A 13965-nucleotide genomic window follows, 5' to 3' on the forward strand; every position below is an offset into this window, starting at 1 on the left:
CCATTCCTTTCCTTCATGCTTAGAGGCAGAATCCTGACTGGAATTCTATGTTTGATCCTGCAGATTACGCTAATAGGATGGATTCCGGCTGCAATATGGGCGGTTCTTTCTTTGCAAAACGCTCGTGCCGAACGTAGAAACAGGGAATTGATTAGGGAACTGAGGAGAAAATAAAAAATGAAGTGCTTAAATTTAGCATCATAAATAAAAACAGCAAAATGTCTCCTATCACAATCACCAAAATAACACTTACTGCTATCGACCAACTGCAAAAGATTGGGAGACAAACTTTTTATGAAACCTTTTCGGAAGGAAACAGTGAGGAGAATATGCAGGACTATTTAGACACTGGATTTTCGCTCGAAAAACTAACTGCTGAACTCAATGACGAGCATACAAATTTCTATCTGGCTCAACTTGAAGGTGAGGTTATCGGTTATCTAAAACTGAACTTTGGAACTTCGCAAACGGAACTACAAGATGAAAAGGCAGTCGAAATTGAACGTATCTATGTATTGAAGGATTTTCATGGCAAGAAAGTGGGGCAACTACTCTATGACAAAGCCATTGAAGTGGCCCGAGAAAGAAATGCAGAGTATGTTTGGCTAGGAGTTTGGGAAGAAAACAAGAGAGCGATACAGTTCTACAAAAAAAATGGTTTTGTTGCCTTTGATCAGCATGTTTTTAAATTAGGCGATGACGAACAGATTGATATCATGATGAAATTGGAATTGAAGTAGTAATAAAAATTTATCCAACATGAAAAAAATTCTACTTATTCTTTTTTTCGCTCTCAGCAATAGTAGTTTTGCCCAAGAGCTTTTTCTTTATGAATTTGACGAAACACTTACATTAGAAATCCCAGACGATGCCGAAGAAGGCGAACTACAAGATGTAACTTTTGTTAGAGGGCTAATTGATGACGGTTATATCACTGTCACAAAAGACAAATTAACTACAGGTGTTGTTGACCTAAAAGACTTTAATAATGAGGCCTTTTTTGAAGGAATAAAAAACGGTGTTTTAAAGAAAAGCAAAGGTGCAATCCTTAAAGACGCTATAATGGAAATAGATGGTGTAAAAGTGCTACACTTAACTTTTTCCTTAGAGATGGAAAAAGAGCTAAAAGTAGTAGAAATGTTTGCTTTTGTAAAAAAGCATTCTAGCTACCTCATTCAGCTTTTAGAATTTAAAAAAGATTCTGATACATTTAAAACAACTAAAGAAAGGATTGTCAACTCCATAAACATACAATAATTTAGAACTTAATAAGACTCTCTTTTTAACTAAATATGAACCTACTAAAAAAAATTGCCGGAATCATTTTAATCCTTTTTGCTTGAATTCTTTCTCTAGCGGCTTTAGTATCTTTTATTAATGCGATTACAGCAACTATTGACACAATGGAAAAATTAGCTTCTGAAGGTATCGGTTATGCATTTGGTTCCTTATTTGGAATAGTACTAATTGGGGTTATCATTTATTTTATGTTTAAGATGGGATTGAAATTAATTAGCAAGAAAAAGATTGAAATGGAATCTATAGATAAAATGGAACTTGATGCTGCATTCTAGTAGTCACTTTTCATTGAAGCTGTTACCATTACCTCTATTAAAATTATAACCATGAATAAAAAAACACTCCATTTCATTATTGGCTTAACTTTTCTTTTTAATGCAACACATGCACAAGATTTCAAGAAAGAGTTTGATAATTTATTTCAAAAGCAAGACACCCTGGCACAACAACTTCTACTAGAAAAATGGGAGAAGGTAGCTCCTAATGATGCGGAACTATTTGTATCCAATTTTAATTTCTATGCAAATAAAAGTCGCAAAGAAGTAATAGCACTTGGACAAGATCCACAAGGTGATACTGTTTTTCAACTTATGGATCAAGATTCTACCAAAACCGATCCTGTTGGTTTTATATATGGAGAAGCCTATTATGATCAACAAGTAGTTCAAAAAGCATTTGAATGGATTAGGAAAGGAGTCAAAACACATCCTAACCGATTGGATATGCGATTTGGAGAGATTTATTTATATGGAGAACTAGAAGATTACTCCTCTTTCACTACTGCAATTATAGAAACACTAGATTACTCCAACAAAAACCAAAATAAATGGATTTGGTCGAACAACAAACCGCTCGATGATGCAAAGGATTTCATGTTAGGATCCATTCAGAGTTATCAATTACAGCTTTATAATACAGAAAACAACGATCTACTTAATAACATGAAGCAAATTGCCACAGCTGTACTAAAGTATTATCCAGACAACATTGAGAGTTTATCAAATATTTCAATTGTATTCATGATTCAAAAAGAATACGACAAAGCACTCGAATCTCTTCTAAAAGCAGAAAAATTGAATTCTAATGATCCGATTGTTCTGAGTAATATTGCACATGCTTATAAACTAAAAAATGATACTGCAAGTGCTATCAAATATTATAAAAAAACCATTGAACTAGGTGACGAACAAATGCAAGAATTTGCAAAGAGACAAATCGACTTGCTTCAAAATAAATAAATAGTAGACAAATCGATTTGATGTACTTGCCAGCATTATAAAAAAAGTTAAATCATGAATAAACTATTATTTCTATTTTGTTTCATCACAACCTTTCAAGTAAAAGCAGATTCTTGGATTGATCCGTCTTGGAAAAAAATGCTAGACGATTCAGATCAAATTGCTTTAGTAGAATATTCTTCAGATGGAGAATTTAGAGCCAATGCAAAAGTAATAACGACTTACAAAGGAACACTAAATGAAGGGGAAGAAATTTGGATTTCAGGATTTAGCAATCGCTACGGCCCGATTGACAAAATGACTAAAGGAAGCCGGTATTTAGTTTTTCTAAACTTAAACAAACCTAACAAGGAAAATCTTGATTATTGGAAAGAAAAATTAATTGAAGAGCCTGACTTGAAAAATTTTGTCAATGCCTATAAAAATAAAAAATCGTTTTATGTCTGGTCACCAACATCGGGGGATTTAAAGGTAGAGGATAAAAAAATCCAGTATGATTTAATTCAAACAACTTATTATAAGGGACAAACCTACTATTCCCTAAAAGAATTTGAGGAATTTTTAAAATTCTATTACAAAACAAAGGGCAATCAAGGGTTTTTAAAAAAACTAACTACAGCAATTGAGAATGTAAATGAATCTGATTTAAATTCTCAGTATTTGATGATGCTGTATTTATTGGAGTATACTAAATATATTGACAGCTATGAATCATATATCAAAATACAAAATCCTTCTTCAAAATATGCCCTTGTTCAGATTATGGGCAATATTAAAACAGAGCAATCAAGAAATGTATTAATAGCATTACTTGATGATGAAAATACAATCGTACAAGGAGAAGTTGTTAGACAACTTAAAAATGAAAATATAGAAATTGTAGCACCCATCTTGTTGAATAAGTTGAAGTCTTCCGCCGAAGGAAATTTTGGCCCTTCAAGCCTCATGGATCCTGTGATGAACAGAATTGACGGAGGTAAAACAGAAATCATTGCAACACTTGGAGAATGGAAATACAAACCAGCAGTTCCAGAACTGTTATTATTGCTTGACACGGATGATGAGGAACAGTTTAATCTTGTGATTGCTGCAATTAAAAAAATTGGAAGTAAGGAATACATAAAGTATATTAACAAACATCTGGATAATAAGAATGACAAATTAATTTTTCAAATATCCATGATGATTGCTGACGATAATTTGACAGAATGCTTGCCAAGCTTTAAAAACTACATTTCAACTTGCAATAGAAACAAGCATTCTAGTCCAGATTATACGATATCTATCTGCTGTGGTATTGGAAAGTTTAACGATGATGCTACAGTTTCATTTTTACTAACCGATTATGAAAAGTTTTTCACTTACAAAGATACTCTTGACAGCAGAAATCAAAAAAGCTGGCACAATCAGTACATACAAACATTTGCTACATTAAAAATCAAGGAAGCTAGACATAGTATATATAAATCTATTTTTGATTGGCATGGAATAAATGAAGATTTTGGGAAAAGTAAAATACTTTTCGAGATTAAAAAGAATTCAGAGGAAAGTTTTAAGAAAAATTTTTCTCCGAGTTTAAGCAAAAATGGATATGAACTCACTCATGTTATAGCATTTATTGAAAACACAAAAGAAGTATTGGCTGGAAAAAATCCTCAACTAAAATTTCTAATAGAGGTAAGAATCCCTTCAAATCATCAGGTGAAAATTAATTTTCAAGAAATTATCCAAGAAATTAAACTGCCAGAAGCAAACATTTCTTTTCGATATAATGATGGCGTATATCACGATGATATAGAAGATAGATTTAGCAAGAGTATCTCGTCCACACCCTTAACAAAATTCATTGAATATGCCCAACTAATGCCTAATCAAATGGATGTAGATTTTTTCCAAAATATTATAGATAGTAATTTTTACATTGGCGACCTAAAAGACGACATTGTCAAAGCAGTAACAGAAATAAAAAAACAATTAGCAAAATAGTACCTATTGCAAATTATAAAAACTATCATAGAAAATTTATAGCTTTACAATACACTAAAAATCATTAAACAACTTCAACCTATCAAATTAAAATTGGCAAACATGAATACGATTAAATTTAAGAAACAATTTATCACCTTTATTTTAGCACTAACATGTTGCTTATCATTCGGACAAAACTTTGAGGGTTGGATTACCTACAAACTAGAAGCTCTAAATCCAAACCCAGAAATGATTCCTGACAGTACTTGGCAAAAAGGCATTAAAGAGCAGTTTGGAGAACGAGGCTATATCCTTCAAAAGTATTTTTACAAAAAAGATAAATATGTATCTCAAATGGAAATAGGAACTCAAAAAGGATTTCAAGCGTTTAATCCTAAAGATAAATTACTCTACTCTTGGGGAATGAATTCAGACACAGCGGTAACCGTTGACAGTAAAATGTACCTTGACGCTTTTAAAGAAATCCTCGAGAGTGACAAGACCGAAACTATATTAGGAATACCATGCAAGTCTGTTATCGTCAAGTCAAATATGGGAGAAATGACACTCTGGTACAATCCTAATTATTTTAAAATGGATGCTGTATTATTCAAAGGACACAAATACGGACATTGGGAAGAAATCTTAAAAAAGATTGGTTGTCTACCTTTAAAAATGGAGCAGAAAGGTTTTATGGCTCATACAGTGCAAACCATATTAGAATATAAAGTAGAAACTCTCGATGACGCTTTATTTACTATTCCAAAATTCAAGGAACTCATAAAAAACCCTATGAATTAAAAGCTATATTAAACCCTCCAAAAATGGAAAACACACGAATATTTAAAATGGCTTTCGCCAAAGTATATCCGATGTATATCAACAAAGCAGAAAAAAAGGGCCGAACGAAAGAAAAAGTCGACCAGATCATTTACTGGCTGACGGGATATGATGAAAAAACCTTTCAAGAACACCTCGAAAAAGAGACTGACTTTGAAACTTTTTTTGCACAAGCACCACAACTCCATCCAAATGTATCGAAAATCACAGGTGTCATTTGTGGCTATCGTGTCGAGGATATACAAGATCCGCTGATGCAAAAAATCCGATACCTCGACAAATTGATTGACGAACTGGCTAAAGGAAAAACGATGGAGAAGATACTGAGGAGCTAAGCTTCCTTTCCTAATCAGCATTTATAGTACATAATTCAACTACACAACCGCAAAAATTCTTTGCGGTTTTTTTATTGCCACTTTCTTCCATCTCCCATCTTCCAACTTCCCTCCCCAATATTTTCTCCCAAGTATGATATATATCATATTTTACCCCGAACCTCAACCCTAACTTTGCTGAACACAAACTAGAGGTATGAGTGTCATTTATCTATTAATCTCCATCAGCATCGTTGTAGCCATAGGCTTTTTTATCGCTTTTATCACGGCGGTAAAAACAGGGCAGTATGACGACGATTATACGCCATCGGTCAGAATGCTTTTTGACGATGAGCTAAAAAAGAACAACCAAAAACAAATACAAACAACAGCAGAAAAAAAAGTTTAACCATGGAAATGCAACAATTTTATTACGACAACAAAATTGTAAAGAAGTTCATCTATGCTACGATCCTTTTCGGGGTGGTAGGGATGGCAGTTGGGCTATTATTGGCCATCCTCTTTTTATTCCCTAACCTCACCGACGGAATTTCGTGTCTGAGTTTTGGGCGATTGCGACCTTTACACACCAATGCAGTAATCTTCGCCTTCGTTGGGAATGCGATGTTTGCCGGAATCTATTATTCGCTTCAGCGATTATTAAAGGCCAGAATGTTCAGCGATTTCCTGAGCAGTCTGCACTTTTGGGGTTGGCAATTGATTATTGTAGCGGCAGCTATTTCACTTCCTTTAGGCTACACCTCATCAAAGGAATATGCCGAATTAGAATGGCCAATCGATATTGCAATCGCTCTCATCTGGGTGGTTTTTGGTATCAACATGATTGGAACCATTATCAAGAGAAGGGAACGCCACATGTATGTCGCGATCTGGTTCTACTTGGCCACTTTTGTAACCGTTGCCGTTTTGCACATCTTTAATAGTTTGGCTTTGCCTGTTTCGGCTCTAAAAAGCTACTCTGTTTATGCAGGTGTTCAGGATGCCTTGGTGCAATGGTGGTATGGTCATAATGCGGTTGCCTTTTTCCTGACCACACCCTTCCTTGGGTTGATGTATTATTTTGTTCCGAAAGCTGCCAACCGTCCGGTGTATTCTTATCGGCTTTCTATCATTCACTTCTGGTCGTTGATTTTTATTTACATCTGGGCTGGACCTCACCATCTTTTATATTCGGCTTTGCCTAACTGGGCTCAAAACCTAGGAGTGGTATTCTCAATCATGCTAATTGCTCCATCTTGGGGTGGTATGATCAACGGATTATTGACTTTGAGAGGGGTTTGGGATAAGGTTCGTGTAGAGCCTGTTTTGAAATTCTTCGTGGTAGCCATTACCGGTTATGGTATGGCGACTTTTGAAGGACCGATGCTTTCGCTTAAAAACGTAAACGCCATCGCCCACTTTACCGATTGGATCGTAGCACACGTTCACGTTGGGGCCTTGGCCTGGAATGGTTTCTTGGCTTTTGGTATGATTTATTGGTTGATTCCGAGAATGACAAAAGGACCTTTGTTTTCAACAAAACTGGCTAATTTCCACTTCTGGATCGGAACATTGGGAATCATTATTTACACCCTTCCGATGTATGTTGCCGGATTTGCTCAGGCTTCTATGTGGAAACAATTCAACCCAGACGGAACCCTGATGTATGGCAACTTCTTGGAAACCGTGACGCAAATTATGCCAATGTATTGGATGCGAATGATCGGTGGATGCATGTACATCTTCGGGATGTTTGTCTTGGTGTATAACATCATTCAAACCATGAGAGCCAATAGCACGGTAGAAGACGAATTGGCGGAAGCTCCAGCGTTGCAAAAAATCAGCAAAGGTAGAATCAAAGGCGAAAAATTCCACCCTTGGTTAGAAAGAAGACCAATCCAATTGACCATTTTAGCTACTGTTGCCATCTTGATTGGTGGTATCATTCAGATTGTTCCTACGATCATGGTCGATTCTAATATCCCTACTATTGCCAGTGTGAAACCCTATACACCGCTTGAACTGGAAGGTCGTGATTTATATATCCGTGAAGGTTGTGTGGGATGCCACTCTCAAATGGTTCGCCCTTTTAGAAGCGAGGTCGAACGTTATGGACCACAATCTAAAGCGGGAGAATTTGTATACGATCATCCTTTCCTTTGGGGTTCTAAAAGAACAGGTCCGGATTTGTTGAGAGTCGGACAAAAATACAACGACAACTGGCACTTCAACCACATGTGGGATCCACAAAGTACCTCATCAGGTTCCATAATGCCTGGTTATAAATGGTTGTTTGATAATGAGGCAATGGACATCTCGGATATCGAAACCAAGATGAAAACCATGCAAAAATTGGGTGTTCCCTATTCTGATGCTGAGGTTGCCAATGCAAAAAGCAGTATTCAGAAACAGGCAATCGCCATCGAAAAAAACTTGTACAGTGATCCTGATTTTGTAAAAAGTTATGAAAACAGCAGAAAATCGGCTGCAGCCAAAGGTGAAGCATTTGTTCCTATGCATCAAAGGGAAATCACAGCCTTGATTGCCTATTTGCAACGATTAGGTACTGATATTAAAATAAAAGACAACATTAAAAAACAATAGCTATGTTCGAAGCAATCAAACACAATATGGAAACCATAGCAGGAGTAGAAATCTATCCGATCCTTTCCTTGCTGATCTTCTTTCTGTTCTTTTTGGCACTTGGCATCTGGGTGTTCTCCTATAAGAAAGAAAAAATCGAAGAGCTGAGCCAGATTCCACTGAACCATAAATAATCAAAGTCATGAAAAAAATACTTCCAGTATATGTTAGGGTTCCCGTAATTTTCTTTGCGGTTTTCGGGGCGATGGAGTTCTTTATCGAATCTGGCGACCGACCTGCCTTTATCAAATATCCGATGCTGACACTGTTTCTGTTTGTCTTTCTGTTTATACTGATAGCGATAGAGATCACGATGAGTGCGGTAGATAATGTGACGTACAGCATCATGACCGACGAGCAACGGAAGCAATTGGACGACGCCACCAGCCTCGGCTTGACCGAAACCGAATGGTACAAAAACCTGATGAAAAGATTGACCAAATCTGAACCCATTGAAAACGAAGCCAATTTGTTATTGGATCACGATTATGATGGTATCAAGGAGTTGGACAACAACTTACCGCCGTGGTGGGTATATCTTTTCTATGGTTGTATAGGCTTTGCAGCGGTCTATTTGGTTCGCTTTGAAATCATGGGAGCTGATAATCAAGAAATGGAATTTCAGAAAGAGATGGCTCAAGCCAAAATTGATATTGAAGAATATAAAAAGACGGCTCCCGATTTGATGGACGAAAAAACCGTTATCCTCCTGACCGATGCAAGCGAATTGGCAAAAGGTAAAGCTATTTACGAAACCAATTGTGTTGCCTGTCACCGTCCAGATGGTGGAGGACAGATTGGGCCAAACCTTACGGATGACAATTGGATTCTAGGTGGAGGCATCAAAAACATCTTCCATACGATAACCAATGGAGGCCGTGACGGAAAAGGAATGGTGGCATGGAAAGGCAACTTGAAACCTACCGAAATTCAACATGTAGCAAGTTATATCATCTCGCTAAAAGGAACAAATCCCAAAGATGCAAAAGCTCCAGAAGGGGATGTTTGGGTAGATGATACAGCAAAAGAAGTAGCTCAAAAATAAAACAAAGAAATTATGTCTGACGTAGGAGATGATGAAGCGTTTAGGGATACCATCGGGACGATAGACGAGCAAGGAAAACGCAAGTTTATCTTCCCGAAAAAGCCCAGCGGAAAATTCTATGAATACCGGAAATATGTAAGCTATGTTTTGCTGGCCATTTTGGTCGCCAATCCGTTTATCAAGATCAACGGCAACCAGTTCATGATGTTCAACGTCTTGGAACGTCGTTTTAATATCTTGGGATTTCCGTTTTGGCCACAGGACTTCTATCTTTTTGTGATTTTGATGATTACCGGAATCGTGTTTGTGATTCTTTTTACGGTCGTTTATGGTAGGATTTTCTGTGGATGGATTTGTCCCCAAACGATATTTCTGGAGATGGTTTTCAGAAGAATCGAATACTGGATAGAAGGCGACCGAGGAGCTCAAATGCGTTTGCACAAACAGGAATGGAATGCCGAAAAAATCCGCAAGAAAGGAATCAAATGGACGATCTTTTTTATGGTTTCTTTTTTAATTGCAAATGTTTTTCTGGCGTATGTTGTTGGAAGCGACCAGCTCTATTTGATGATAAAGGAAGGTCCGTTACAGCAGTCGAGTAACTTTATTGCATTGTTGATTTTTACCGGAGTTTTCTATTTTATTTTTGTTTGGTTTCGCGAGCAGGTGTGCATTATCGCTTGTCCTTACGGCAGATTGCAAGGCGTTCTTTTGGACAATAAATCCATCAATGTGGCCTACGATTTTGTTCGGGGTGAAAAGGAAGAAGGTCGGGCGAAATTCAACAAAAAAGAGAACCGAAGCCTTACTGGAAAAGGAGATTGCATCGATTGCAAACAATGTGTAAATGTTTGCCCGATGGGAATCGACATCCGAAACGGAACACAACTGGAATGCACCAATTGTACGGCTTGTATCGACGAATGCGACACGATCATGGACAGTGTTGGCTTGTCAAAAGGCCTCATCCGATATGCCTCTGAAGATGAAATCGAGAAGAAAGAGCCGTTCAAGTTCACGACCAGAATGAAAGGCTACACAGCTGTTTTGCTTATCCTAATTGGAATCTTCATCGGAATGCTCTTTTTGAGAAACGACATGGAAGCTACCATTTTGCGACTTCCAGGACAATTGTTCCAGCATAAAGGAGAGAAAATCAGCAATGTTTATACCTATAAAATCGTCAACAAGACGGTAAAAGATTACAAGGATGTTTATTTTAAATTGATTTCTCACAAGGGAGAGATTAAAAAAGTAGGCGACTCACATTTCAAAGTGATGAATCAAGGAATGACACAAGGAACGTTGTTTATAGAAATCAATCAATATTTGCTGGAAAGCGACAAAACCCAACTGGAAATCGGAATTTATAATGGTGATGTGTTGCTCGAAACTACAACGACTAATTTTTTAAGTCCGAGGAGTTTTAATTAAAATAATAATAAATAATAAAGAGATGAAAATCAACTGGGGAACCTCAATCGTAATTGCCTTCGGGTTGTTTATGGCCTTTATACTGTTCTTTGTTTTCAAAGTACAATCGAATCCCGAATATGACAACGAACTTGTAGTGGAAGACTATTACAAGCACGATGCCCGTTTTCAGGAAGAGATGCAAAAGATTCAAAGTGCAGAAGATTTGACTGTGAAACCAAAAATAGAAGCTTTTGAAAAAGGTATAAAAATTACATTCCCCTCACAATTCAACCCCAAAAACATCAAAGGAAAAGTATCCCTATACCGGCCGTCTAACCAAAAATTGGATTTCGAAATTCCGATTTCGTTGTCTGATTCTACTTTGCTCATACCTGAAAACAAGTTGGTAGGCGGTCGATGGGATATTACTTTAAATTGGGAATATGAAGGGAAGGAATTTCAGTTTAAGGAAGTACTTTATTTGCAATAAGTTTGGAAGATGGAAGATGGGAGATGGAAGAAAAAAGTAATTCAGGACTCTTCTTTCCATCTTCCCGCTTCCATCTTCCCGCTTCCATCTCCCATCTTCTAGCCAAAAATAAAAACAAAATGCTCTCCACTGCTCTACTTTTCGGCCTTATCAGCAGTTTCCATTGCATCGGGATGTGTGGTCCCATCGCGATGATGTTACCTGTGGAACGAAACAATCCTGCGAAGAAAGTCACGCAGATCATCACCTATCATTTAGGGAGATTAACCGCTTATAGTTCTATCGGATTGCTTTTTGGAATGATTGGCAGAGGATTTTATTTGGCCGGAATACAGCAACAACTTTCTATTTTCATTGGGCTTTTGATGATACTCGTGGTATTGATACCCGAAAAAATTTTTGCAAAATATAATTTCTCGAAACCTATTTTCAGGTTGATTTCCAAAATAAAAACCGCACTAGGAAGCCAGTTCAAAAACCGAAGCTATAAATCCCTTTTCACCATCGGATTACTCAACGGACTATTGCCTTGCGGAATGGTCTATGTGGCCTTGTTCGGAGCTATCGCCATGCAAAATGCCGGTCTTGGCGTTTTATATATGGTTTTGTTTGGCCTGGGAACCATACCAATGATGAGTGCCGCGGTGTATGTACAATCCTTTATCACGGTTTCTTTTCGAAATAAGATCCAGAAAGCGATTCCGTATGTAGCGGTTTGTATTGGGGTTTTGTTTGTTTTAAGAGGTTTGGGACTTGGAATTCCTTATGTTTCGCCTTCGGGGATGAGTTTGTTTGTTCAGGAGAGGGGGAATTGTCATTGATGGAAAAAAGGCAAGAAGCAAGAGAAAATACTTAGTTGTGAATAATAATTTGATGTTCGGAACATCAAATTTAATGTTCAGAGCATCAATTACCATACTCGGAACTTCATCGATGAGGCAAATAACGTCGTCGATGAGGTTATTTACTTGATTTATCATATTCGGAACATCAATTACCATGCTCCGAACTTCTTCGATGAGGCAAATAACGTCGTCGTCGAGGTTATCAACGTGATCTTTTAGGTTCGGAAGGTGACCGATGAGGTAAATAACCTCTCAGTCGAAGTAATTTACATGATTTACCATGTTTGGAACATCAATTACCATACTCTAAACCTCTTCAACGAAGCAAACAACCTGACGGATGAGGTTATAGGGTGATTTATTACACTTCGAACTTTATTAAAAAGAATATTCTCAATTAATTATGGCAAGCATGACTTAAAATATTCTGGATAAAACCTAATCACACCGTCAACGAAAACAACTCCCTCTCCGGAGCCTTCCGCTTCAAGCGTAAATCAAACGCCATACAAATGTTTCGCACAAAAGGTTTTCCAGCTTCAGTAACCTTGATAGAGTTCTCATGGATACTAATAAGACCATCCTCTTTCATTTCGGCCAATTGCAACATCACTTCAGGAATCTCTTCGAAATAAGTACCTTTTTCTTCCCAGGATGTTTCAAATTTACACATCAAATTCAGGATGTGTTTTCGAATGATTAAATCTTCGTCAGTCAGGATATGACCTTTAAAAACGGGTAGTTTATCCCATTCTAATAGCTGATAATAATCCTCCAAATTCTTTACATTTTGAGCAAAACCATACCAGCTGTCGCCAATAGAGGAAACACCCAAGCCAATCATCAACTGCGTTTTGGAAGCACTGTAGCCCATGAAATTTCGGTGCAGGTTGCCGTTTTCAAAGGCTTTGTACAAGCTGTCTTTTTTCAGGGCAAAATGATCCATCCCAATTTCATGGTAGCCGTTTTTATCGAGCAAGGTCTTCCCTATTTCGTAAAGCATTCTTTTTTGTTCGTCACGGGGTAAATCTTCATCCTTAAAACCGCGTTGTCCGTTTCCTTTAATCCACGGCACATGGGCATAACTGTAAAACGCCAAACGGTCCGGAAGTAGCGATTTTGTCTTTTCGATGGTATCTACCACATCCAAAACCTCCTGAAAAGGCAACCCAAAAATAATATCGTGACCGATAGAAGTATACCCAATTTCACGAGCCTGAAACGTTACTTTCGCTACATTTTGAAAAGGCTGTACCCTATTGATGGCTTTTTGCACCTTTAGTGAATAATCCTGAACACCAAAGCTCACACGCCTGAAACCGAGATTGTAGAGTTTCTGCAAATGTTCGCGTGTTGTATTATTGGGATGGCCTTCAAAACTCATCTCACATTCAGCATGTTTTGTGGCATGCGAAAATATACCATTGATGAGGTCTTCCAAGTTTTTGACAGAAAAAAAAGTCGGGGTTCCTCCACCCAAATGCAACTCCTTCACGATGGGTTTCTCGCCTAAAATTTTGCAATACAAATGCCATTCCTTCAAAACCGCCTTGATGTAAGGATCTTCCAAAGAATGATTTTTTGTGATACGTTTGTGGCAACCACAAAAAGTGCACATGCTTTCGCAAAAAGGCAAATGGATATAAAGACTGATGCCTTCGGAAGTATTGCTTTCGGCAAAAGATTTCTTAAGTGAAGCCACCCATTTATCATAGTCAAAATCGGCTTCATTCCAATACGGAACCGTTGGATAACTGGTGTATCGAGGTCCTGGAACATTGTATTTTTGGATGAGGGAATGTTTCATAATGCATTATTTTCAGTATTCAAAAGTAAAACGGAAGGGGAAAATTTAAAATGACAATTA

15 protein-coding genes are annotated in these 13965 nt (G+C 37.4%); 14 read left to right on the forward strand and 1 reads right to left on the reverse strand.

Going from position 1 to position 13965, the window contains the following annotated elements; translation table 11 throughout:
* Nucleotides 1–218 precede the first annotated feature (218 nt).
* From G508_RS0105460 to G508_RS0105530, 14 genes are all read left to right on the forward strand, one after another.
* Complete coding sequence (locus tag G508_RS0105460) at nt 219–740, forward strand: GNAT family N-acetyltransferase (RefSeq protein WP_026704365.1); 522 nt, start codon at nt 219–221, stop codon at nt 738–740.
* 19 nt (nt 741–759) lie between these two features.
* Nucleotides 760–1257 (forward strand): hypothetical protein, encoded by a 498-nt coding sequence (locus tag G508_RS0105465; RefSeq protein ID WP_026704366.1) that lies wholly within the window; start codon nt 760–762, stop codon nt 1255–1257.
* 146 nt (nt 1258–1403) lie between these two features.
* A complete protein-coding gene (locus tag G508_RS19995; protein WP_157485885.1) occupies nt 1404–1574 on the forward strand; it encodes a hypothetical protein in 171 nt (56 codons plus the stop codon).
* 51 nt (nt 1575–1625) lie between these two features.
* Nucleotides 1626–2537, forward strand: coding sequence for a tetratricopeptide repeat protein (locus tag G508_RS0105475; RefSeq protein ID WP_026704367.1), 912 nt, complete (start codon nt 1626–1628; stop codon nt 2535–2537).
* 54 nt (nt 2538–2591) lie between these two features.
* Nucleotides 2592–4523 (forward strand): HEAT repeat domain-containing protein, encoded by a 1932-nt coding sequence (locus G508_RS0105480; protein ID WP_026704368.1) that lies wholly within the window; start codon nt 2592–2594, stop codon nt 4521–4523.
* A 102-nt stretch (nt 4524–4625) separates the two neighbouring features.
* Nucleotides 4626–5306: a hypothetical protein gene (locus G508_RS0105485; RefSeq protein WP_026704369.1), complete on the forward strand. Its 681-nt coding sequence runs from the start codon at nt 4626–4628 to the stop codon at nt 5304–5306.
* A gap of 23 nt (nt 5307–5329) precedes the next feature.
* The gene (locus G508_RS0105490; RefSeq protein WP_026704370.1) at nt 5330–5680 is read left to right on the forward strand and encodes a DUF2200 domain-containing protein; all 351 of its coding nucleotides are present in this window, start codon (nt 5330–5332) and stop codon (nt 5678–5680) included.
* Nucleotides 5681–5876: 196 nt separating this feature from the next.
* Nucleotides 5877–6068, forward strand: coding sequence for a cbb3-type cytochrome oxidase assembly protein CcoS (gene ccoS, locus G508_RS0105500; RefSeq protein WP_026704371.1), 192 nt, complete (start codon nt 5877–5879; stop codon nt 6066–6068).
* A 2-nt stretch (nt 6069–6070) separates the two neighbouring features.
* Entirely contained in the window at nt 6071–8263 is a 2193-nt protein-coding gene (ccoN, locus tag G508_RS0105505) for a cytochrome-c oxidase, cbb3-type subunit I (RefSeq protein WP_026704372.1), read from the forward strand.
* 2 nt (nt 8264–8265) lie between these two features.
* Nucleotides 8266–8436, forward strand: a complete 171-nt coding sequence (locus tag G508_RS0105510) for a CcoQ/FixQ family Cbb3-type cytochrome c oxidase assembly chaperone (RefSeq protein WP_026704373.1) — start codon at nt 8266–8268, stop codon at nt 8434–8436.
* 8 nt (nt 8437–8444) lie between these two features.
* The gene (locus G508_RS0105515) at nt 8445–9347 is read left to right on the forward strand and encodes a cbb3-type cytochrome c oxidase N-terminal domain-containing protein (RefSeq protein WP_026704374.1); all 903 of its coding nucleotides are present in this window, start codon (nt 8445–8447) and stop codon (nt 9345–9347) included.
* A gap of 12 nt (nt 9348–9359) precedes the next feature.
* The gene (gene ccoG, locus G508_RS0105520; protein WP_026704375.1) at nt 9360–10781 is read left to right on the forward strand and encodes a cytochrome c oxidase accessory protein CcoG; all 1422 of its coding nucleotides are present in this window, start codon (nt 9360–9362) and stop codon (nt 10779–10781) included.
* Nucleotides 10782–10803: 22 nt separating this feature from the next.
* Nucleotides 10804–11253, forward strand: coding sequence for a FixH family protein (locus tag G508_RS0105525; RefSeq protein ID WP_026704376.1), 450 nt, complete (start codon nt 10804–10806; stop codon nt 11251–11253).
* Nucleotides 11254–11372: 119 nt separating this feature from the next.
* Nucleotides 11373–12074, forward strand: a complete 702-nt coding sequence (locus G508_RS0105530; protein WP_026704377.1) for a sulfite exporter TauE/SafE family protein — start codon at nt 11373–11375, stop codon at nt 12072–12074.
* Nucleotides 12075–12540: 466 nt separating this feature from the next.
* Here the strand turns inward: G508_RS0105530 and hemN are convergent, their stop codons facing one another.
* Complete coding sequence (gene hemN, locus G508_RS0105535; RefSeq protein WP_026704378.1) at nt 12541–13905, reverse strand: oxygen-independent coproporphyrinogen III oxidase; 1365 nt, start codon at nt 13903–13905, stop codon at nt 12541–12543.
* Nucleotides 13906–13965: the final 60 nt, after the last annotated feature.

Source organism: Flavobacterium soli DSM 19725 (assembly GCF_000422705.1).
In the GTDB taxonomy this organism is placed as follows: Bacteria; Bacteroidota; Bacteroidia; order Flavobacteriales; family Flavobacteriaceae; genus Flavobacterium; species Flavobacterium soli.

What these genes read in the sequence shown, in the direction of transcription:
- G508_RS0105460 (WP_026704365.1), top strand. Translation starts at nt 219, where the DNA reads ATGTCTCCTATCACAATCACCAAAATAACACTTACTGCTATCGACCAA.
- G508_RS0105465 (WP_026704366.1), top strand. Translation starts at nt 760, where the DNA reads ATGAAAAAAATTCTACTTATTCTTTTTTTCGCTCTCAGCAATAGTAGT.
- G508_RS19995 (WP_157485885.1), top strand. Translation starts at nt 1,404, where the DNA reads ATGGAAAAATTAGCTTCTGAAGGTATCGGTTATGCATTTGGTTCCTTA.
- G508_RS0105475 (WP_026704367.1), top strand. Translation starts at nt 1,626, where the DNA reads ATGAATAAAAAAACACTCCATTTCATTATTGGCTTAACTTTTCTTTTT.
- G508_RS0105480 (WP_026704368.1), top strand. Translation starts at nt 2,592, where the DNA reads ATGAATAAACTATTATTTCTATTTTGTTTCATCACAACCTTTCAAGTA.
- G508_RS0105485 (WP_026704369.1), top strand. Translation starts at nt 4,626, where the DNA reads ATGAATACGATTAAATTTAAGAAACAATTTATCACCTTTATTTTAGCA.
- G508_RS0105490 (WP_026704370.1), top strand. Translation starts at nt 5,330, where the DNA reads ATGGAAAACACACGAATATTTAAAATGGCTTTCGCCAAAGTATATCCG.
- ccoS (WP_026704371.1), top strand. Translation starts at nt 5,877, where the DNA reads ATGAGTGTCATTTATCTATTAATCTCCATCAGCATCGTTGTAGCCATA.
- ccoN (WP_026704372.1), top strand. Translation starts at nt 6,071, where the DNA reads ATGGAAATGCAACAATTTTATTACGACAACAAAATTGTAAAGAAGTTC.
- G508_RS0105510 (WP_026704373.1), top strand. Translation starts at nt 8,266, where the DNA reads ATGTTCGAAGCAATCAAACACAATATGGAAACCATAGCAGGAGTAGAA.
- G508_RS0105515 (WP_026704374.1), top strand. Translation starts at nt 8,445, where the DNA reads ATGAAAAAAATACTTCCAGTATATGTTAGGGTTCCCGTAATTTTCTTT.
- ccoG (WP_026704375.1), top strand. Translation starts at nt 9,360, where the DNA reads ATGTCTGACGTAGGAGATGATGAAGCGTTTAGGGATACCATCGGGACG.
- G508_RS0105525 (WP_026704376.1), top strand. Translation starts at nt 10,804, where the DNA reads ATGAAAATCAACTGGGGAACCTCAATCGTAATTGCCTTCGGGTTGTTT.
- G508_RS0105530 (WP_026704377.1), top strand. Translation starts at nt 11,373, where the DNA reads ATGCTCTCCACTGCTCTACTTTTCGGCCTTATCAGCAGTTTCCATTGC.
- hemN (WP_026704378.1), bottom strand. Translation starts at nt 13,905, where the DNA reads ATGAAACATTCCCTCATCCAAAAATACAATGTTCCAGGACCTCGATAC.